Source organism: Thalassospira sp. Z349TD_5, from assembly GCF_056173045.1.
In genome coordinates this window covers 4,569,960-4,590,476 of record NZ_CM149654.1, presented here as the reverse complement: position 1 = coordinate 4,590,476, position 20,517 = coordinate 4,569,960, and the positions used below count along the sequence as shown (strand labels likewise).

The window sequence follows — 20,517 nt, the reverse complement described above, 5'->3', positions numbered from 1 at the left end:
TTTCACACAGGCTCTGATGGAACCCTTTGATGTGAGGACCTGAGACGATCTTAGCTGTGGCCAAGCGCCTTGTGGTCCGATTTTGGGTGATCGGCTTTTGGCGTTTCATCCTCGGCCTTGACCCGTTTAAGTTCGCTGTCCATGCGACGTACGGCACGACGATGTTTGCCATGCACAAGCCATTCATATGCCAGACCAATGCCCAGTCCGACCAACAAGGCAACCATGATCGGCAAGAACAGCGGCAATTCAAGCTCAAAGGGCAGTGGCCAAAGGGACAATGTCACAGCAGCCCGGTTCGATACGGCGAAAACCGCAATCAGAACCGCAATCGGGATGGCAATAATCCAGTAGAGGACGCGCATTACTTAAGCTCCTTGTGCTGGTCGATGTGCGTCATCTGCATTTGAGTACGCGCATTCAAGACCAGCTGCAGGTCACGTTTGAGGGTCAGACCGGTAGTATGGGGCAAGAACCAGACAAAAGCCATGCCCCCCAACAGCACAGGCATCCCTGTCCTATGGTTCATGACCAAAGTCACGTTCGTCGGTCACATGGAAAAATCAGTTCAAACGTTCGCGAAGCTGTTTACCCGTTTTGAAATAGGGCACTTTTTTCTCGCCAACCGGGACTGCGTCGCCGGTGCGCGGATTGCGCCCGACGCGTGCGTCGCGATGCTTGACGGAAAAGGCACCAAAACCGCGAAGCTCGACCCGGTCTCCGCGGGCAAGTGCGTCGGTGATTTCATCAAAGATCGTCGCAACAATCCGTTCGACATCTCGCTGATACAGATGCGGGTTCATTTCAGCAAGGCGGGCAATCAGTTCTGATTTCGTCATTTCCAGGCCCCATCCTGTTCGTTCTAACAGTCTCACTCAACCACGGATTAGATCATCCTATCAGGAAACTCTTATTGAGGTTGCCAGACCGTCAGCAAACCGTCAAGTTTAAGCCCCTCAGATGACAGCACTTTTCCGAGACTTCCCTCAAGAACCGTGGTCATCAGATCGTCGTCCGGGTACTCAATTTCAAGCGGCACAATCTCCGCTTCGGTCGTGACACCAGCTTTATCTTCAAGCCAGCGCACAGCTTCACGACGGCCACCGATTTCATCAATCAGCCCATTGGCAAGCGCTTGTTGTCCGGTATAGACACGCCCGTCTGCCAAGGTTCTGACAGTATCCATCGGCAGATCACGTCGTTCGGCCACCATACTGACAAACACGTCAAACATGTCGGAAATCAGGCTCTGCATCGCCGTTCGTGCGGCATCGTCTGTTGGCTCAAACGGATTGGGCACGGCTTTGAGCGGACCACTTTTAACCGTCAGCGGCTCCACACCAAGCTTTTCAAGCGTTCCGGTAAAGTTCATCGATTGGAAAATCACCCCAATCGAGCCCGTGACCGTTCCGCGACGTGCAACAATATGATCCGCAGCAATCGCCGTCATATAACCGCCTGATGCGGCAACGGTTCCCATCTCGGCAACGATGGGACGGGTTTCACCGATACGGCGCAGCGCCTCAAAAAGTGTTTCGCCGCCAACCATCGTTCCGCCGGGGCTGTTGATATGGACAATCACCCCGACAACGTCCGAGTCTTCTTCAACAGCGGCCAGCGCATCCAGAAGATACGGGTCTTCGGTAATCACACCTTCGATCGTGACCTCGACAATCCGGGGTCCAAGCGTGCCAAACACGCCCTTGTTCAGACCGGTTCCAGCCAGACCAATCAGGATTACGGCCAGCACCGCAATCGCGGCAACAACCCGCCAGCGAAACACCGATTTTTTCAGTCAACGTCGATCAAGAAGGATATCGGCATCGAGTGCCATGGACGGTGCCCCAGTTCTAATTGTTCAATCAATCACTTACGGGGAGTGTCCCGCAAAACCTGTCTTTTCAAATGGTTTTTCTCGGCACAGAAGGCAAGAACAAAAAGCGTTTAAAATCAAAAATTTCGCGAAATTATACCTTTGCCTGCCCATTCCCCCGAAATGAGCGGCAAAATTGAAGACCATATACAGTTTTCAGTGGCGTTTCGCATGCATGCCAGTGCGTTTGCCAGCAGACAGAAACAGTGATGACGGGTTGAACCCGCAGGATGAGGAAGAGGGAGAAGAGAATCTGGCTGGGTGCTTAAAGCACAGAATTGCGCGAAAGCCGGTAGGTCAAATACTGGAAATCAGGGACCGGGAAAAAGTACCAAAAGCACAAAAGAAAACGGGCCGCGCACTGCGCGACCCGTCTTTTCGATCCACACAATGTGCAGATCGTATTTTGTCGGAAGCTGGCTTATTCGCCGGTTTCCTGTTTCTTGCGCAGAGCTTCGCCGAGAATATCGCCGAGCGATGCACCGCTGTCTGCCGAACCGTAATCCGCCATTGCTTTTTTCTCGTCAGCGACTTCAAGAGCCTTGACCGAGAGGCTGACTTTGCGGGTTTTGGCATCGATCGCGGTAACACGTGCGTCGATTTTTTCACCAACTGCAAAGCGTTCCGGACGCTGTTCTGAACGCTCACGCGCCAGTTCAACTTTACGGATGAAGCCTTTCAGCTCGGTGTCGCCAACAGACACCTCGATGCCACCGTCGTTAACTTCGGTGATTTCACAGGTGACAGCTTCGCCACGTTTAATGCCGGTGACAGCTTCTTTGAACGGATCGCCCGAAAGCTGTTTGATGCCGAGCGAGATACGCTCTTTCTCAACGTCAACGTCAAGAACCTTGGCTTTGACGACGTCACCTTTTTTGTATTCTTTGATGACTTCTTCACCAGCGCGGTCCCATGACAGGTCCGAGAGGTGAGCCATACCGTCGATGCCGCCGAGCAGGCCAATGAACAGACCGAATTCGGTGATGTTCTTGACTTCGCCTTCGATCTCAGACTCGACCGGATGGGCTGCAACGAAGGCATCCCAAGGATTCGAGGTGCACTGCTTGAGACCAAGCGAGATACGACGTTTCTGTGCATCAACGTCGAGCACCATGACTTCGACTTCCTGCGAGGTCGAAACAATTTTGCCCGGGTGGATGTTTTTCTTGGTCCAGGACATTTCGGAAACGTGGACCAGACCTTCGACACCAGCTTCGAGTTCGACGAATGCGCCGTAATCGGTGATGTTGGTAACACGGCCTTCGAATTTCGAACCGACCGGGTATTTGGCTTCGACACCTTCCCACGGATCAGCTTCAAGCTGCTTCATGCCAAGCGAGATACGCTGGGTTTCGCTGTTGAAGCGGATAACCTGGACTTTAACAGTCTGGCCGATCTGAAGGGCTTCTGACGGATGGTTGATACGTTTCCAAGCAATGTCGGTAACGTGCAGCAGGCCATCAACGCCACCAAGATCGACGAATGCGCCGTAATCGGTGATGTTTTTGACAACGCCGTCAAGAACCTGACCTTCCTGGAGGTTCTGGATCAACTCAGCACGCTGTTCAGCACGGGTCTCTTCGAGAACTGCACGACGCGATACCACGATGTTCCCGCGCGAACGATCCATTTTCAGGATCTGGAACGGCTGCGGGTTGTTCATCAGCGGGGTAACGTCACGTACCGGACGGATGTCAACCTGGCTGCCCGGCAAGAATGCCACGGCGCCCGACAGGTCAACGGTAAAGCCGCCTTTAACGCGACCAAAGATGGTGCCGTCAACGCGTTTACCTTCGGCGAACTGTTTTTCAAGCTCGACCCAGGATTCTTCGCGACGCGCTTTTTCACGCGACAGAACGATCAGGCCATCTTTGTTTTCGTAACGGTCAACATAGACATCGACGGTATCGCCAATGTTTACTTCGCCGGTACCAAATTCTTTAAGCGGAACGCGACCTTCGGATTTGAGGCCAACGTCAACGATTGCGTCATCGTCAGTTTTCTTGACGACCGAACCGGTCATCACGCGACCGACAAAACCTTCGTCTTCAGAACCAAGGGTTTCGGCCAGCAGGGCGGCAAAATCTTCGCCAGTTGAGAATTGTGCTTCTTCAGCGGTGGTCATAAACCAGACTTCCTTTCGAGTATCGTCACTATATTCTGGCCAACCGGTTGTATCCGGTGGTCTTTGCCGCAACATCGCGGCGATCGTGTCAGTCAACGTCCAAACCCGGACAGATATAAAAGGCGAACCTTCCATACGCGAAAAGGTGAACGCACAAGTCGTTCACCTTAGGGACAGGTCATATGACCGGCACCTCGGGATCGTTCATCGCCTGACGGTTAAAACGCCCTTTGATCAGTCATCCGCACTCATATGAGTGTGGATATGTGCCATAACGGCGTCATACACTGCGTTGGCATTCAGACGGTCCGTATCAATGTGGATTGCGTCTTCTGCCATCTTGAGCGGTGCGACATCGCGGGCACTGTCTCGGGCATCCCGTTCTTCAAGCTCTTTAAGAACGCGCTCGTATATAGCAGCGGGATTTTTTTCCTGCAACTGTTTGAACCGACGGTTTGCACGTTCTTCGACCGAAGCGGTCAGATAAAACTTGATTGGGGCCTCGGGACAAACAACCGTTCCAATATCGCGACCATCCAGAACAGCCCCGCGTTTGCCGTCCGGCGGGGTAGTGGCAAGACGGCGCTGAAAATCAAGAAGTGCCGCGCGAACCATTGGAATTGCTGCAACTTTTGAGGCAGCGGTCCCGACCTTTTCGCTCCGCAACGCATCGCCGGATAAATCATCCGCCTTGAGGTTTTCGGCCACTTTAACCGCAATTGCCTCATCCGCAGGGTCGGCTTTTTGGGCCAAAACTTTTGCGCCGGTTGCGCGATATAAAAGTCCGGTATCAAGGTAAGCATAGTTCATTGCGTCCGCGACTCGACGCGCCAAAGTCCCCTTGCCGGATGCTGCCGGCCCATCAATGGCGATGATCATTTGCTTCGCTCCCTGTGTGTACCTGATTATATAGTTGCTCTCTATATTGGGTCAGATTGATCAGGAATGCAGCGCAAATTTTGCGCCCATGTCACCCATCAGCTTTTCAAAGCTTGGGAAACTTGTGGCAATCGGGTTGGCGTCATCCACCGCAACCGGTTTTTCAGCCCCAAGACCAAGCACCAGGAACGACATTGCGATCCGGTGATCAAGATGGGTTTCAACCAAGCCACCGCCCGGAACTGCCCCGCCCGTCACAATCAAATCATCGCCTTCGATCCGGTGAATAACGCCGTTGGCCTCAAGCCCCGCCGCAACAGCCGCCAGACGATCCGATTCTTTCACGCGCAGTTCTTCAAGATCGCACATGCGGGTTTCACCCTCCGCATAGGCCGCAGCAACAGCAAGGACCGGATATTCATCAATCATCGACGGTGCGCGATCTGCCGGAACAACAATCCCCTGCAGACGATTTTTACCGGTCACGACAAGATCACCGATGGTTTCACCGGCTTCTTCGCGTTCGTTGGTGATCGTGATGTCGCCGCCCATTTCAATCAGGGTGGTAATCAAACCGGTGCGCAGCGGGTTCAAGCATACATCGCGAATGGTCACGTTTGAGTCCCGATGGATCAGGGCCGCGACCAGCGGGAATGCTGCCGAGCTGGGATCAGTCGGAACGACAATATCAGCTGCCTTCATTTCAGCAGGCCCCGTCAGGCTCACCGTACGCCCACCGTCATCATTGACCTTCACATCCACATCGACCCCGAAATGACGCAACATGCGTTCGGTATGATCACGTGATGGTTTGGGCTCAATCACGGTGGTTGTGCCGGTGGTATTGAGCCCCGCCAGCATCACGGCCGATTTCACCTGGGCGGATGCCATTGGCAATGTGTAGGTGATCGGCTTTGCCTCATCCGTGCCAATCACGGCCATTGGCGGGCGGCCGCGATCACGGGTAATGAATTTCGCACCAAATTCGGCCAGCGGATCAGCCACACGGCCCATCGGGCGTTTGCACAGCGACGCATCGCCGGTGAAAAAGGTCGTGATCGGATGGGTCGCAACAATGCCCGCCATCAGACGAATGCCAGTCCCGGCATTGCCCATGTCAATCACACTATCGGGTTCGCGAAGTGCACCAACACCGACCCCGGTCACATGCCATGTGCCATCGGTATCGCGGGTGACGGTCGCACCCAGTTTGCGCATGGCGTCTGCCGTTGCCAGAACGTCTTCACCTTCGAGCAGGCCGGTGACCTTGGTCGTGCCAATCGCAAGACCCCCAAACATCAAGGACCGGTGGGAAATCGATTTATCACCCGGAACCCGGATATCGCCTGAAATCGGACCTGTTTTGGCCGATGAAAGCGGGCGTTTGGTCTGCGAAGAACTCATGGAGCCATACCTGTCAGTAACGATTTGATCATCATTTGTGGGCCAACTTGAAAAAGCATCGCGCTGCAGCCTTGGTTTTAGCGCTCACGAGCCATTCAATCACCGGAGCAAAGCTCTAGCACAGGCAATTGTAACGCACCAGTATCGAACCCAAATTTTGACAGGTGAATTACACCATTTATGAAGCAGAATTCCATCATCGTCACAGTGAACGGGAAATAGCGTAATTTCCTTTTGACAAGGCGGCAACAAGATGGCAATTGGGCTTCTTAGACATGATGATACGCGCAGCTTCGCAGCACCTTGCGCTTAACAGCCATACTCTTCGAAGATCACGGTAATTAAGAGGATTTGCCGTAATGTCAGCACGCGGTAAGAAACGTCACTGCCTCGCCTGCGGTACCAAATATTACGATTTGAATCGTACCCCGGTCATCTGCCCCAAATGCGCTACGCCAGATGGCGTGACAAAGGTCAAGAAAGCCGCGGTTGCCAAACCGGCACCTGAAGAAGACGAAGATGTCGATGACGTCAACGATCTTGATGACAATGATGATGTGGATGTCGACGACGACATTCTTGAAGATGCATCTGATCTTGGTGAAGATGACGATGATCTCGGAGAAGTCTACGAGCACGTCGAATCAAACGATGATGATCGCTAAGATTTTTTTGAAAATAGGTCTTGCCAATATTTGGTGAACCTTCTAAATATGCGCCGCGCCGCAGCCCAAACCTTGGTTTTGTTGCGACGCGGACAAAGTGGGGCCGTAGCTCAGTTGGGAGAGCGCTACAATGGCATTGTAGAGGTCGTCAGTTCGATCCTGATCGGCTCCACCATTCAAAACCCGTTGCCTTTGGCGACGGGTTTTGTCGTTTCGGGGCTTATTTGACTGGCATCTGTTCCCCCACCCCATGGAAGAAATGCCGATCATGCACTAACATGCATCATCAGCACATCAGTGGGGCAATTCACCCCATCATGATAATCAAACAGGGAGAACACGATGAGCATGGTTTGGACCGTCTATTTGTCGGGTGAAATTCACAGCGATTGGCGCGAACGTATCGCGACGGGCGTTAAGGCATTGGATCTTCCGGTGGAACTGGTAGCCCCGATCACGGTACATGAAGATTCAGATGATTGCGGGGTGGCCATTTTTGGGCCAGAGGACAATAAATTCTGGCACGACCGTAAAGGCGCACAACTCAACGCCATGCGCACCAAGAGCTTGCTGGCCGGTGCTGACATCGCGATCATCCGCTTTGGCGAGAAATACAAGCAATGGAATGCTGCCTTTGATGCCGGCCAGGCGGCGGCCTTGGGCATCCCGTATATTACGCTGCATCCGACCGAGCATGATCACGCCCTTAAAGAAGTTGACGCTGCCGCCAACGGTGTTGCGCGCGAGCCTGAACAAGTGGTTGATGCACTGGCCTATATCATCCGCGGTGACATGCCAAAGTCATAGGGTCAGACCCCGAGTAATTCTTTCTATGACTTTGCTTCGGCAAACGCCCGAATGCGCCGCGTGGCTTCGCGAAGGTCCTCATCAGGTACGGTAAGGGCCACGCGGATCAGGTTTTTGGCGTTTTCACCAAAAGACGCACCGGGCATGACGGCGACTTTCTGCTCATCCAGCAGACCCCATGCGAATGCTTCGCCGTCAAGCCCGGTCGCACCGACGTCAATCATGGCAAACATGCCCCCCGATACCTTGCCGGGCTTGAGGTGCGGGCAACCGGAAAGCTCGGTTTCGATCAGATCGACGCGGGACGCATAACTTTTGCGCATCCGCGCGGCAGTATCGAAATTCCCGCGCAGCGCCACCTCGGTCATATCGGCGATAAACGGCTGATTGCCAAACAGGATGGTTTCAGAAATCGGCAAAACCTTGGTGCAAAGTTCCGCAGGGCCAACCGCCCAGCCGCTTCTGAACCCTGTGGCGGCAAAGGTTTTCGAGATCGAGGACACGACAATTGTGCGCCCCCGCAATGCGTCGATTTCAAGCGGGGAGGCAAAGGTGCCGTCAAAAATCAGGTCCTCATAAACCTCGTCACAAACAATCCAAAGATCATGCTCACAGGCAATTTTACCAAGGTCAGCGAGTGTCGTGCGATCCAGCAAGGCACCAGATGGATTGTGCGGGGTGTTGAGCAACAAAACCCGGCTGTCTTTGGTAACCGCCGCACGCAGGTCACCCGGCTGCATGATGAAGCCATTCTCAATGCCCAGCGGAACGGGTTGAAGCACCCCACCCGATGCCCGGATAATCCCGGCATAGGTCGCATAATAAGGATCGCCGACAAGAACACCCTGCCCCGCATCGACCAGTGCCGTGATCACGGTATAAAGGGCAGTCTGGGTGCCCGGAAAGCACAGGACATTGTCCGGTGCGATATCGGGCCAGCAGGGTTTGTATTTATCGACAATGGCACCGATCAACCCATCCTCGCCACGGCCATTGGAATAATGGGTGCGACCGCGCCGCATGGAGGCTTCGCACGCGTCGATCAAAGCCGGATCAATCGGAATGTCGGGCTCGCCAATCGTCAGCTCGATGATTTTTTCGCCCGCTGCCCCGCGGTCACGCGCGGCATTGTGGACAGCCCATTTCGCACCCCCAAGTTCGGCGAGACGGTCGGTAATTGCGGCATATTTCATGAGACTTCACTTTGTGGTTGCTGGGACGGTTGAGCATTGGCAAGCACGCCGGACGGAATTCCAAGAAGGCGCTCACTGGCCTCAATCACCAAGTCGGGCAGAATATCCTGACCATACAGGCCGGAATTCAGGGCTCCTTCCATCCACAGACCATCAATCAAACCATTCAGCGCAATCGCATGGCGCTTGCAGGCGGCAATACTGTGCGGGCGTTGATGGTTGATCAGAACAGGCTCGATCAAGGTTTCAAGGACATTGAGGAACTCACGATATCCGTCACGATGAATTTCCGCGAAGTCTGCGTCATGACGGACGCGCCCGATAAATGTCGCCCAAAGTGATACTTTTTCCTCGGACATATTGGGCGTCGTCATATTTGCGCGCAGAAACCGCGCCAACTGTGTTTCAGGGGCCGCCACCGTGTGTTTTGCACTTTCGCTGGCCTGTGCGGTGAGTTGGCCGACGAGATAGGCATAAGCATTTCGGATCATATCGTCTTTATTGCCGAAATAATGCCGCACCAAGCCCACCGTCACCCCGGCTTCTTCGGTAATCCGGCGCACGGTCGCACCATGCAGCCCATGGCGGGCAACACATGTCAGTGTCGCCTCCATCAAAGAACGGCGGCGGTCATCAAGGGAAAGACGCTGGAAAGTTTTTCTGCTCATCACCTGTTTCCGAATGGCGTGCGGATCGCGTGTCGATCTGTCATTTATTATACAATTGATTAATTACAGAAGATAATCAAGGCTGGCGCAATTCTAATATCCCTGCGCCGGATTGACCGACAGACTAAGCGGCGCGCCCGACAACAGCTCCCGGGCAGACAGCAAGACCTGCTCAGACACAATATGGGGCATTGTGTCGCTTGCGATATGCGGGGTGATACGCAACCGCTGATCTTGCCAGAATGGATGGTCGGCTGGCAGGGGTTCGGTGCGAAATACGTCCAAAGTTGCGCCGCTCAGCTGTCCGCTTTCAAGGGCGGCGATAAAATCTGCCTCCGCAAGATGTTCGCCCCGACCGATCTGCACAAGCCAGGCTCCCTTGGCCAGCCTGCTAAATAAATTGGCGTTCAGGACGTTTTCGGTATGGGTCGTCAGGGGCAAGGTATTGATCACCACATTCATGCCCACGACCGATTCGGCAACGGAATTATCCCCGGTGAAATAGGTAACGCCCGCAATCGGGTCCTCTGGCGGGCGGCGGCAGGCGACGGATACCGCAAATCCCACCGCCACAAGGGCACGCACAATGGCCGCCCCCATCGACCCATTGCCCAACACGACAACTTTAAGGTCGGCAGGGGCGCGGATTGGCAAAGGATCCCAGTTTGCTGCCACCTGATTGCGTGCCATTTGGGGAAACTCACGTTCAAAATGGACAACTTCATGCACCGCATAACCTGCCATCAAGTGGGCCTGATGCGGATCGCGGACCCTGCAAACTGCAACGTCTTTGTTAAGACCAGAATGATTGAGCAACGCATCAACACCCGCGCCAACCGACATCGCCATTTCCAGATTGGGATATGGCGCAAAGGCATCTGTCCCGGGCAGCCAGCATGCCGCAAAACGAATGTCTTCGGGGCGGGTGACCTCGTCAGGGTTCAGCAGACAAACGTCGGGGGCCGCACCCCCGAAATCGAGCGAATAATACGTTTTTAGATCCATCGTTTCGCTTAAAAGAACACCATAAATCCGCTCGGCGGTCGCCATAAAGAAAAGTCCCCAAAGAAAGTTTGCGCAAATGCTCCAACCTCAGTTAAACAAGTGTATACCAAAGAGTAAAGCCGTTTGATCAAATCAGGTGAGGACAAGATGCAGAGCGCCAATCAGAAAGAAGCCGGAGCAAAAGCCCCGATGAGCGACGCTGAAAAGCAGGCCCGCATTGAACTTGCCGCCTGTTACCGGCTTGCCGCCCATTACAAGATGACCGACACCATCTACACCCATATCTCGGCGCGCGTACCGGGTGAGCCGGGGCATTTTCTGATCAATCCTTACGGTTTTATGTGGGAGGAAATTACCGCTTCATCGCTGGTTAAAATCGATGTCGATGGCAATAAAATCGACGCCTCGCCACACCGGGTAAACCCGGCAGGATTCACGATCCATAGCGCGGTTCATATGGGCCGCCACAGTGCGGCATGGGTGATGCATACACATACGCGTTCAGGATTCGCAGTGTCATGCCTTGAAGAAGGACTGCTGCCGCTGAGCCAAATCGCGCTGCAGTATTACAGCCTGGTCGGCTATCACGATTATGAAGGCATCGCACTTGACCTTGACGAGCGCGGCCGGATCGTTGACACACTTGGCGACAACGTCGCCCTGATCCTGAGAAACCATGGCCTTCTGACAGTTGGCGAGACCGCCGGACAGATGTTTTCGAACATGTTTTACCTCAACCGGGCGTGCGAGATTCAGGAATCGGCCCTGTCCATGGGCCGCCCCCTTAAAAAAATCGATGACGCGATCATAAAGCGGGTCTCCGAACAATTTGGCCAGATGGCCTATGATGATGGTGACCTGCTTCTTGAATGGGACGCACAGATGCGCCTTGCTGATCGACTTGATCGAGGCTTTCGGGACTAGGCCCTGAAACCCGCTGGTAATTTTTCTGCACCCCAACTCCGCAGGAAAAGATAGGTGCGCCGCAACATAATGCGCCCGTTGTTTTGTGCGCCGCAGAGCATGACGTGACCATGGGTCATGAGTGATTAAAATTTAATCTAATGATTGAAATGCATAAATTGTAATCAAATACGTCCTTGACACCCACCCAGCACCTCCATACCATTGATCTCAACAACGGTCAGGCTGATTACATATCGGCATGTTTTGGGGCCGGTTTGGGACATCTGAAAAACGCCGATTCCAAACCTATCGCATTTGAATACAGCACCTTGTGCCGATGCACGGCAGGTGTAATGCGCAAGAGCTTAAAAACCAAAACGGGTTAATTGACAAAATTGGCCCTTATGACCGCCCGGTGGGCAAAGCAGTGGCAAGACAGGGTTTCCTGTCACACGAGATATCCACTGCCGACGTTGCCCTTTGCCCGGGTTTGCACATTGGTCGAACGTGTTCCTGTTTGCGTGGCTCCGCCGGAGCAAAGGAACATTAACCGCACCGACATGACACCAACGTCTTTGGGCGGTTCGCCGACGTTCCTACTCGCCAGACAAGGAGAACATGGCATGCAAGACTCAAACACAATCGATTGCAACGGTTTGTCCCCAGCCCCGACTGTCCTGCGCATCATGCAGGCGCTCATTGGACGGAAAGACAGCAATGTGCCACTGAATGTTCTGGTTGGCTCGGACTGTGATTGTGCACGCCTGTCTGTTTCGCTTGGCGATCTGGCTGACGATGTCCAACTGGCAAGCATTCTTCGCCAATTTGCCACGATCAATTAAAGACAATTCTAAGCCCCGCCTGTGCCGGGCATAGACCCCGGCCAAACTTCCTTTTTAGACGTCCAAAGGCGTCAGGTCGCGGCTATTTAGCGGCGACGAAAATAAGGTTCTTGCGTATCGGCCGTTTCGGCACAGGACTGTCGGCCATCGCTGACAGCCGCAAGGGTCCGCTACGCCTTTTATGCCTGTGCGATGTGGTGGTTTCGCCCATGACGATCGCTTTCCCGCCTCAACCCACGACCGGTTGATGCGCACACAACAGGAAGCATTATGTTTGAAGACCCTGCCAACGACACCGCCGAATGTCATCGAAAGCAAGGCACAGAACCCGAGGCACCAGATTTCGCCTTCGATCCAGATGATCCGTGGACACAGACTTTTCAGGCAGGGCTTGAACGGGCGGACCTTAAGGGCAAAACCGTCTATGAGGTCGGTGTTGGCACGGGTGTTAACCTCGCATTTATTTTGCGCACCTGTGGCGCAGCGCGTGCCTATGGCAGCGATCTTGATCCGCGTCTTGTCATGCTGGCCGAGCGCAATCTTCGCAGCTTATCGCCGCAACACGCCGAACATTTTGAGCCCGTCCACGGCAGCGTCAGCCTTATCGATACGGACGACGCACGTAGCAAAATCACCAAAACCGATGTGGTGATTGCCTGCATCCCGCAAGTTGGTGAACCAAACGACCTGCGCCTGACAGCCTTCCGCAAGGCACAGTCTGTCGAACTTCCCGACGGCGCAGATACACAAGCCGAAGATCACATCGCGCATTATTACCCGTGGACCGCTTTTGACGAATATCCCTACAACTCTGTTGGGTTGGGATTGAACGAAGCACTGTTGCGCCGCATTCGTCAGCATGCACCCAAGGCACAGGTCGTGATGAATTTCGGTTGCCGCATCGGATCGGACATCATTTTTGAATGCTTTGAGGCCAATGGATATCGTCCTGAAAAGCTTGCGTCGAAAATCGTGCACCAACATGTCGGCACAGATATTTCGTTCTTTGTAGCCCTCGAAAAGGCCCTATGCGGGACTGACCTTGAAAAACAGCTTGTCTGCAAATTCTATGCTGACCCGGATGGCACACACCCGCTTTCAGCCACGGACGCGCAGCGCCTGATCGAAAAAGACCCGCATGTCGATCTCTATCACGAAGTCAGCGTCATTCGCGGAATCCCCATCGAGAACTAGGGTCTGAACCCATACTCAAAACCCGCAACCAAAGGCTGCGGGTTAAGGTGTTTCGGTTTACGTTTCGAAGGGCCAGATCAATGAACCGTTTGCGTGATCAGCAAGTCTTGTTCGCGCAATTGCGCAACATCGCCCGCCAAAAGGTCCAGCCCGTCGATTGCGCGGACCACCATGATGCGACCTTCAACCGGATTTCCCTTTTCCTGGCGCAAGGTTCCATAGGCATCGGACAGAACAGCAAAGCCGCATTCACGCAGCCATTCATCCATGGCCCGTTCGTGATGACGGAACCGCTGGCCGGGTCCAAGGTCATAGGGGAAGACATCCCCGTGCTCCAAGCTAAAGACCATAAGCCCACCCGGTTTCATGCGCGCATGTGCCGCGCGTAACGCGGGCGCAAGATCACCAAGGTAATTCAGAACATCGGCCGCCACCACCAAACCATAGCCGGTCCCAAGCGCGTCGGGCATTGCGGTGATATCCCCGGCAATCAGGGTCCGATACAGGCCCTTGGCCTGTGCACGGTTGATCATACGTGGTGACAGGTCAATACCATCAATCATGTTGACCGCACCGCCAAAGACTTCTGCGACAAGCCCGGTACCACAGCCAAGATCAAGAACCTCAATCGGGCCTGCCATCGCATCGAGTTGCTCGCGAACTGCTTCAAACAACAGTTCAGGACCCCGATAGGACAAGCGATCGCGCAGGCTGATTTCAAAGCGCGGCGCATAATCATCAAACAATGCGCGCACGTAGTCAGGCGGCAAACGGTCCCGCATCGCAGCCGCCCCCAAAAGGGTCAGGCGCACTTCGCCACCCATACGGTCAATCGGATCAAGAATAAGATACTGACGATATGCCTCAATGGCGTTTTCGGCCTCACCCGCGCGCTCATAGATGTCGCCAAGGGTAAAGTGGGCTTCGTCCCACCTTGCATCAGCCGAAATTGCCGCTTGTGCCACTTCGGCAGCAGCAGCGTAATCGCCCTGCGCAACCAAGGCCAGGGCAACATCAAGTCGCCGACTGGCCAACAGACGATCTGTGCTCATCTCTATTTTGAAATCCGAAAAGACCGCAGCACAATGCACGCGGCGCCTCAACCGTATGTCGCTATATCTGCCAATTTCCGGGCTTTGGCAAGATGGGTAATAGATCATCATCAAATGCGGACTTCACACACGTTAGGCTCACGCCTTTTGATGCCTCAGAATTCTGACTTTTTATTATCAACGTTGCCTCTTCGAGTTGACAAATTAATTATTGCGCATATTTTAATATAAAGGATTTCACAACGGATATCGAAATGGAAAATTTCACCCCCGTTTCTGCTTTGATTGGCGGCGGACTGATTGGTTTGGCGTCAGGCATGTATCTTTTGCTCAATGGCCGCATCGCCGGGATCAGCGGCATCGTTGGTGGCTTGCTCGGACGTGGCAGCAATGACACCGGTTCGGCAACCTTTGAACGGCTTGCCTTTGTGATCGGATTGATTGCCGGTCCATTTCTTTTGCTGATCGCATCCCCGATCACGGCCACCAGCCTGGTCACAAGCCCGATGCCAATCATTGTGATTGGCGGTCTTTTGGTTGGCTTTGGCACCACACTTGGCAGCGGCTGCACCAGCGGCCATGGCATTTGCGGTCTGTCGCGGTTTTCAATGCGTTCTCTTGTTGCCACTGTGTCGTTCATGGGGGCCGGTTTTGTAACCGTGCTTGTCACCCGCCATCTGATCGGGGGCCTGTGATGCGTATTTTTGTTTCCCTGTTATGCGGTGCGATATTTGGTACGGGGCTTTATATTTCCGGCATGATTGACCCGCAAAAGGTTCTTGGATTCCTTGACATCTGGGCCATCGCCGATGGCGGCTGGGACCCGAGCCTTGCCTTTGTTATGGGGGGCGGATTGATCGTTGCCATACCGTTTTTCCAGTTTGCCAAGAACCGCGACGAAGCACTGTGTGGTGGCAAAATGGGGCTTCCAACCAATCGCAAGATTGATCGAAAGCTTATCGTTGGGGGCCTGCTGTTTGGCACTGGCTGGGGACTTGTCGGCTATTGTCCGGGGCCTGCGATCAGCGCGCTGGCGTTTGGTCAAACCGATACCATCATTTTCGTCGCTGCGATGCTGGTCGGGATGGTCATCTGTCGTGTTAGCCGCCTGAACTAAACAACACTTACAGACCCAAGTGACGACAGACCGTGCAACCGCCCGCGCCCAAAGCCGGGTGGTTTCGCATTTCTGATTAAAAATTGTCTGAAATCTCGCAGGATCGGACTTGTCTTTGGCGCTAAAATCTCATACCTGCTCATAAGCGCCACACCAAAGTGCAAGAAGGTTCTGCATGAAAATCGGTATCCTTGAAACCGGGCTTGCCCCGGAAGAACTTCGCGAAGAATTCACAAGCTATCCAAGCATGTTCGAAGCGCTTCTTGGTGCGGTTGACCCCAGTCTCACTTTTGAAACCTGGACGGTTCTGCAAGACCAGTTTCCGGCATCAATCAACGATGCAGATGGCTGGATCATAACCGGGTCCAAGCACGGCGTTTATGAAAATGCACCGTGGATGATCGAACTGCAACAGTTCCTGCGCGACACAGTCTCGGCCAAGCTTCCGGTGTTTGGTATCTGTTTTGGCCACCAAATCCTTGCGACCGCCCTTGGCGGCAAAGTGGTCAAATCCGACAAGGGGTGGGGCGTTGGTGTTCATGAATATGCTGTGACAACAGGCGAAAATGACTGGCTGGCCGACAGCGCACCCACCATGCGCATCAATGCGTTCCATCAAGATCAGGTCGTCGAGCTGCCCGAAGGCGCGACCGTCTGGGCACAGTCGGATTTCTGCCCTTACGCCGGCTTGCAATATGGTGAAAATGCCGCATCGATCCAGCCACACCCGGAATTCATGCGCCCTTATGAACAGGCGCTTCTCGAAATGCGATCCGACCTGCTGCCAGATGATGTGCATAAGGCGGCGATGGACTCGCTTAAAACACCGATCAGCAGCACCGATTTCGCCAAATCAATTGTCAAGTTCATGACCCGCAAGCGCGTACAAAACGCCGCCTGATTGCCGTCAAAATATTGATCAAGACCCCAAAAGCCACCAGTATCCGTTGGTGGCTTTTTTCATGACCGTTTTCCTGCAACGTTTTATCAACCAAAAGTATTGTACGCTTTTGGACAATTCATGGTTTGATGCACACTCATCAACAAACATTGACCATACAAGACCCTTTGCGCGCTGCAACACTCAACAGACACGAGCACCCGACAAGATGATCCAGAACCTGCGTCTGTATTCAGGACTGACAATGTTTGCCTATGTCCTGACCCATCTGCTTAATCATGCAGCGGGGATCATATCGCCGGAATTTATGGAAACGGCGTCTGATTTCAGCACAGGACTCTGGAAATCCCCACCGCTTGAGATTTTGCTGCTGCTGTCACTTGTCACCCATTTCATCTTGGCCACGGGCCGACTGACCGGGCGCCGGTCGCTGCGCCTGCGCAAATCCGAATGGGCGCAGATGATCCTGGGGCTTTGCATCCCGTTCCTTCTGTTTCGCCATATTATTGCAACCCGCATCATTGATCTGGGATTTGACGTTGAATCACCCTATGAGCGGGTATTGCTTGATCTTGCGGTATTTCTGCCAAGTCAGGGGATCCTTCAAGCCATCACCGTCATTGTCGTCTGGACCCATGGCTGTATCGGCATTCATTTCTGGCTCCGGGTTAAACCGTTCTATCCCAAATGGCGCAATGTTCTGGGCACGCTTGCCATTCTGATTCCGACCCTGTCACTTGCCGGATATGGTGCGGCCGCAGCCGAGATCATGCGCCGGGTCGAAGAAGGTGGGCGAAAGTATGTTTTCGGTGTGCTTGAAGCAGCCAATGTCAACGATGCGGCTATTGCCTTTTACGAAAAGGCATTGATCCCCTGTATCATCCTGACCATCGCATTGGCCGTCGCCCCCTTTGTCGTGCGCCAAGTACGCCAAACCATTGACCGGGTAAAACGCGGGCCAATATTGAATTTGCCAAATGGCCGCACAATCCGCGTTCCCCCGGGGGCCACAGCCCTTGAGGCGCTGCGCGATGCAGGCATTGCGATGGCATCGGTGTGTGGTGGGCATGGTCGTTGCACCACATGTCGCCTGCATTGCGGGTCGGGCCTTGATCAGCTTGCCGAACCCGGCCAGATCGAAGCCGCAGCCCTGAAAAGCATTCAGGCACCCCACGGCATGCGTCTGGCCTGTCAAATCAGACCGCAGAACGATCTTGCGGTCGTGCCGCTAATGGCGCCAAACGCATCGGCCCGCGATGGCCGCCGCCCCGGCGGGCTGTCGGGCAGCGAACGTCAAGTGGTCTCGATGTTTATTGATTTGCGCGATTCGACCCGGCTGGGTGAGATGAAAATGCCCTATGACGTATTGTTCATCCTCAATCAGTTTTTTGCCGAAATGACCGAGGCACTGCGCAGCACAGGCGGCTATTACGCGCAATTTACCGGCGACGGACTGATGGCGCTTTATGGCCATGAAAGCGACGATACCGAACGCATGATCCTCAATGCCTTTGAAGGGGCGGCCGAAATGTTGCGCCGGATCGAAGGGCTTAATGACCATCTGAAATCAGAACTTCCCCATGCCTTGCGGATCGGGATTGGCATTCATATGGGCAAGGCAATTGTGGGTGAAATGGGTCCACCGGGTCGCGAAAACATCAGTGCGATTGGCGACACCATCAATACCGCGGCACGGCTTGAAGCACAGACAAAGGGACATGGCGTTCCATTGGTGATTTCAAAGACCCTGTTTGATCATGGACCGATCCCCTTGCCCGAGAATGCCGTGCTTCATGAAGTCGCACTGCGCGGTAAGGATCAGTCTGTTGCCTATTATGCCCTTGATGCCATGCCAGACTTAACCGGGGCAATGACGCGACAGGACCAGAAGCCGGCAATGGCGACCTGACAAACCGGCATATCGGGTTTCGCAATGCAGCGTTTCCAAGCCAATTGATACAGGCAACACTTGACTATTTCGGTGAAAACCACATTTATTCGAATATAAAGTACCGTTCGGTGCCGATAGGATCGGGTCGAACAAACAGGCGCCCAAAAACGCATTCTGCGTGGGGTCTGACCACTACTCACACTCGCTCTGACGGAGGAGGTGCTGCAAATGTCACGAATTTCCATGTTCAACAGCCCGCTATTGCTGGGTTTTGATCAGATTGAACGCGTTCTCGATCAGGTTTCGAAAACCAAGGCAGAAGGCTATCCGCCCTACAACATCGAACAGATCAGCGAAAACAAGCTGCGCATTACAGTTGCAGTTGCCGGATTCGCCGAAGACGATCTGTCTGTAACCACAGAAGACAACCAGCTCATTATTCGTGGCAAGCACACCGAAGAGGACAATGAGCGTATCTATATCCACCGCGGTATCGCGTCACGACAGTTTCAGCGTTCCTTTGTGCTGGCAGAAGGTATAGAAGTCGTTGGTGCTCATTTGGATAATGGATTGCTTCATGTTGATTTGAACCGGCCTATTCCTGAACCCGTCGTGCGTGAGATCGCCATTGGGTCAAACAAGAAGAAAGCCGTATCATCGCGTACAATCGACATGAAAGTGGATGACGAAGACAGCAAAGCCGCCAATAAAAGCAGCGATGCCTAATAAGGAGTGGTTCAAATGACAGACCGCACTGCACAGCTCAGCCCGAAAAGCACCCCACGCGGGGCGCAAGACACCGGCCTGTTGTCGAATGTTGATTTCGCCATGCTTGGTATCCATGATTTCGCCTATGTTCGCGAAGTCCCAAGCAACGAAGAAGACAGCGAAGAAATGGTCTTTGGTGTTTTCACTGCTGATGGCACGCACATTGCGTCCTTTGACAGCCATGCTGTCGCGAATGCGGCAATCCGCCAGCATGATATGGAACCGCGCGCGGTTCACTGATTAAGGTGTAAACCAGAGCAGCCGCAATCGCCTTGAGTTTAAAGCAACACGAACAAATGTTAAAAGGCAGCCACCCGGCTGCCTTTTGTCGTATGCGCACCGTGCATTGATCGACCCTATCGAATTTCAATCACTTCACCGGGTACGGCAATGCGGACCTGATCATTGTGCCCGACAATTCTGGAAATCTCCGCACGGGCTTCGCGCTTGATGTGATACAGCCAGAAACGTGCGCCGGGCATGTCAGATGCCAGTTGCATCACCGTTTCAAGATCACAGTGTGCTGAATGTTGCGGATCATGTTTGGTCAGATAGGTTTCCTGAAACACAAGGTCGGCACGGGTAAACAATGCGGCGGTTTCCGCCGTTACATTGCCATCCCCGGAATAGGCAAACCCCTTCTCGGCAAAGCGCAACAAAATCGCATGGTTCTGAACACTGTGATCGGACCGGCCAAAACGGCATTCAAACGGACCGATGCTGGTGGTATCGGCAAGTGCATGCCAAATCACCTCAAACGGCCATGCTGACCCCAATCCGGTAAAGCCAAGCTCCATCAGCTTTTCCAGATGGCTGCGCAGTTGCGGCGTGCACAGAATATGCAATGGTTTTGATCGGCCATCATCGCGCCAGTTCAACATCACCGGCACCAAACCAAAAACATGATCAGGATGCATATGGGTGAAGTAGATGGCGTCTATCGCATCAGGATCGGGATATTTTCCCATCACCAATCCGGGAACCGTCGCCCCACAATCAATCAGCAAACGGTATTCATCTGCCGTCACCACAACAGATGAGTTTGCGTAATTCGGATCAAACGCTTCGCCAACGCCCAGAACATCAATGCGCAGATGGTCGCTTGTCATTGCCCCTACCGTCCATTTCCCAGATCGTTGGTGAAAGCATATTAGATCATGGTCACTATTTTTGCGACCTCCTCGCAAACAACGCAAGTAGTTCTGAAATCGACCAGCCTTATATCGC

General features: G+C 53.7%; 23 protein-coding genes and 1 tRNA gene. 12 read left to right on the top strand and 12 right to left on the bottom strand.

Annotated elements, in window-relative coordinates; translation table 11 throughout:
- Window positions 1-50: 50 nt before the first annotated feature.
- The 7 genes from AC0VXT_RS21180 to aroA all read right to left on the bottom strand — a co-directional run bounded on the left by AC0VXT_RS21180 (window position 51) and on the right by aroA (window position 6,281).
- A complete protein-coding gene (locus AC0VXT_RS21180) occupies window positions 51-365 on the bottom strand; it encodes a LapA family protein (RefSeq protein ID WP_102784630.1) in 315 nt (104 codons plus the stop codon).
- Window positions 365-511, bottom strand: a complete 147-nt coding sequence (locus AC0VXT_RS21175; RefSeq protein WP_475546976.1) for a hypothetical protein — start codon at window positions 509-511, stop codon at window positions 365-367. The genes AC0VXT_RS21180 and AC0VXT_RS21175 overlap by 1 nt, the downstream gene beginning before the upstream one ends.
- 52 nt (window positions 512-563) lie before the next feature.
- Window positions 564-839, bottom strand: a complete 276-nt coding sequence (gene ihfB / locus AC0VXT_RS21170; RefSeq protein WP_028791807.1) for an integration host factor subunit beta — start codon at window positions 837-839, stop codon at window positions 564-566.
- A 71-nt stretch (window positions 840-910) separates the two neighbouring features.
- The gene (sppA, locus tag AC0VXT_RS21165; RefSeq protein WP_475546975.1) at window positions 911-1,783 is read right to left on the bottom strand and encodes a signal peptide peptidase SppA; all 873 of its coding nucleotides are present in this window, start codon (window positions 1,781-1,783) and stop codon (window positions 911-913) included.
- Between the two features lie 511 nt (window positions 1,784-2,294).
- Window positions 2,295-3,998: a 30S ribosomal protein S1 gene (gene rpsA / locus AC0VXT_RS21160; protein ID WP_022733999.1), complete on the bottom strand. Its 1,704-nt coding sequence runs from the start codon at window positions 3,996-3,998 to the stop codon at window positions 2,295-2,297.
- Between the two features lie 234 nt (window positions 3,999-4,232).
- Window positions 4,233-4,877, bottom strand: coding sequence for a (d)CMP kinase (gene cmk, locus AC0VXT_RS21155; protein ID WP_101301200.1), 645 nt, complete (start codon window positions 4,875-4,877; stop codon window positions 4,233-4,235).
- 60 nt (window positions 4,878-4,937) lie between these two features.
- Window positions 4,938-6,281, bottom strand: coding sequence for a 3-phosphoshikimate 1-carboxyvinyltransferase (aroA, locus tag AC0VXT_RS21150; RefSeq protein ID WP_475546974.1), 1,344 nt, complete (start codon window positions 6,279-6,281; stop codon window positions 4,938-4,940).
- A 359-nt stretch (window positions 6,282-6,640) separates the two neighbouring features.
- Between aroA and AC0VXT_RS21145 the strand changes: the two genes are divergently transcribed.
- The 3 genes from AC0VXT_RS21145 (at window position 6,641) to AC0VXT_RS21135 (ending at window position 7,753) form a co-directional block, all read left to right on the top strand.
- Window positions 6,641-6,946: an FYDLN acid domain-containing protein gene (locus tag AC0VXT_RS21145; protein WP_022734002.1), complete on the top strand. Its 306-nt coding sequence runs from the start codon at window positions 6,641-6,643 to the stop codon at window positions 6,944-6,946.
- A 99-nt stretch (window positions 6,947-7,045) separates the two neighbouring features.
- Window positions 7,046-7,121, top strand: a tRNA-Ala gene (locus AC0VXT_RS21140).
- Window positions 7,122-7,288: 167 nt separating this feature from the next.
- A complete protein-coding gene (locus tag AC0VXT_RS21135; protein ID WP_276653029.1) occupies window positions 7,289-7,753 on the top strand; it encodes a YtoQ family protein in 465 nt (154 codons plus the stop codon).
- Window positions 7,754-7,776: 23 nt separating this feature from the next.
- Here AC0VXT_RS21135 and AC0VXT_RS21130 read toward each other — a convergent pair whose 3' ends face one another.
- From AC0VXT_RS21130 to AC0VXT_RS21120, 3 genes are all read right to left on the bottom strand, one after another.
- Window positions 7,777-8,946, bottom strand: a complete 1,170-nt coding sequence (locus AC0VXT_RS21130) for a pyridoxal phosphate-dependent aminotransferase (protein WP_475546973.1) — start codon at window positions 8,944-8,946, stop codon at window positions 7,777-7,779.
- Window positions 8,943-9,614, bottom strand: coding sequence for a TetR family transcriptional regulator C-terminal domain-containing protein (locus AC0VXT_RS21125; RefSeq protein WP_101301208.1), 672 nt, complete (start codon window positions 9,612-9,614; stop codon window positions 8,943-8,945). Before AC0VXT_RS21125 ends, AC0VXT_RS21130 begins: the two co-directional genes overlap by 4 nt.
- 93 nt (window positions 9,615-9,707) lie before the next feature.
- Window positions 9,708-10,664 carry an NAD(P)-dependent oxidoreductase gene (locus AC0VXT_RS21120; RefSeq protein ID WP_475546972.1) on the bottom strand — a complete coding sequence of 319 codons (957 nt, stop codon included), beginning with the start codon at window positions 10,662-10,664 and terminating at the stop codon, window positions 9,708-9,710.
- A gap of 102 nt (window positions 10,665-10,766) precedes the next feature.
- Between AC0VXT_RS21120 and AC0VXT_RS21115 the strand changes: the two genes are divergently transcribed.
- From AC0VXT_RS21115 to AC0VXT_RS21105, 3 genes are all read left to right on the top strand, one after another.
- Window positions 10,767-11,543, top strand: a complete 777-nt coding sequence (locus AC0VXT_RS21115) for a class II aldolase/adducin family protein (protein WP_475546971.1) — start codon at window positions 10,767-10,769, stop codon at window positions 11,541-11,543.
- 605 nt (window positions 11,544-12,148) lie between these two features.
- Window positions 12,149-12,367 carry a hypothetical protein gene (locus AC0VXT_RS21110; RefSeq protein WP_475546970.1) on the top strand — a complete coding sequence of 73 codons (219 nt, stop codon included), beginning with the start codon at window positions 12,149-12,151 and terminating at the stop codon, window positions 12,365-12,367.
- A 270-nt stretch (window positions 12,368-12,637) separates the two neighbouring features.
- Window positions 12,638-13,561 (top strand): 50S ribosomal protein L11 methyltransferase, encoded by a 924-nt coding sequence (locus AC0VXT_RS21105; protein WP_475546969.1) that lies wholly within the window; start codon window positions 12,638-12,640, stop codon window positions 13,559-13,561.
- A gap of 77 nt (window positions 13,562-13,638) precedes the next feature.
- Here the strand turns inward: AC0VXT_RS21105 and AC0VXT_RS21100 are convergent, their stop codons facing one another.
- A complete protein-coding gene (locus tag AC0VXT_RS21100) occupies window positions 13,639-14,613 on the bottom strand; it encodes a class I SAM-dependent DNA methyltransferase (protein ID WP_475546968.1) in 975 nt (324 codons plus the stop codon).
- A 254-nt stretch (window positions 14,614-14,867) separates the two neighbouring features.
- Between AC0VXT_RS21100 and AC0VXT_RS21095 the strand changes: the two genes are divergently transcribed.
- The 6 genes from AC0VXT_RS21095 (at window position 14,868) to AC0VXT_RS21070 (ending at window position 19,530) form a co-directional block, all read left to right on the top strand.
- Window positions 14,868-15,308, top strand: coding sequence for a YeeE/YedE family protein (locus tag AC0VXT_RS21095; protein WP_475546967.1), 441 nt, complete (start codon window positions 14,868-14,870; stop codon window positions 15,306-15,308).
- Window positions 15,308-15,730 carry a DUF6691 family protein gene (locus AC0VXT_RS21090; protein WP_475546966.1) on the top strand — a complete coding sequence of 141 codons (423 nt, stop codon included), beginning with the start codon at window positions 15,308-15,310 and terminating at the stop codon, window positions 15,728-15,730. The genes AC0VXT_RS21095 and AC0VXT_RS21090 overlap by 1 nt, the downstream gene beginning before the upstream one ends.
- Window positions 15,731-15,905: 175 nt before the next feature.
- On the top strand, window positions 15,906-16,631 hold the full coding sequence (locus AC0VXT_RS21085) for a glutamine amidotransferase-related protein (protein ID WP_475546965.1): 726 nt from the start codon (window positions 15,906-15,908) through the stop codon (window positions 16,629-16,631).
- A 208-nt stretch (window positions 16,632-16,839) separates the two neighbouring features.
- Window positions 16,840-18,540: an adenylate/guanylate cyclase domain-containing protein gene (locus tag AC0VXT_RS21080; protein ID WP_475546964.1), complete on the top strand. Its 1,701-nt coding sequence runs from the start codon at window positions 16,840-16,842 to the stop codon at window positions 18,538-18,540.
- 210 nt (window positions 18,541-18,750) lie between these two features.
- Window positions 18,751-19,248, top strand: coding sequence for an Hsp20 family protein (locus AC0VXT_RS21075; RefSeq protein WP_022734016.1), 498 nt, complete (start codon window positions 18,751-18,753; stop codon window positions 19,246-19,248).
- Between the two features lie 15 nt (window positions 19,249-19,263).
- On the top strand, window positions 19,264-19,530 hold the full coding sequence (locus AC0VXT_RS21070) for a DUF1150 family protein (protein WP_022734017.1): 267 nt from the start codon (window positions 19,264-19,266) through the stop codon (window positions 19,528-19,530).
- A 116-nt stretch (window positions 19,531-19,646) separates the two neighbouring features.
- Here AC0VXT_RS21070 and AC0VXT_RS21065 read toward each other — a convergent pair whose 3' ends face one another.
- Window positions 19,647-20,399, bottom strand: a complete 753-nt coding sequence (locus AC0VXT_RS21065; RefSeq protein ID WP_475546963.1) for an MBL fold metallo-hydrolase — start codon at window positions 20,397-20,399, stop codon at window positions 19,647-19,649.
- Window positions 20,400-20,517: the final 118 nt, after the last annotated feature.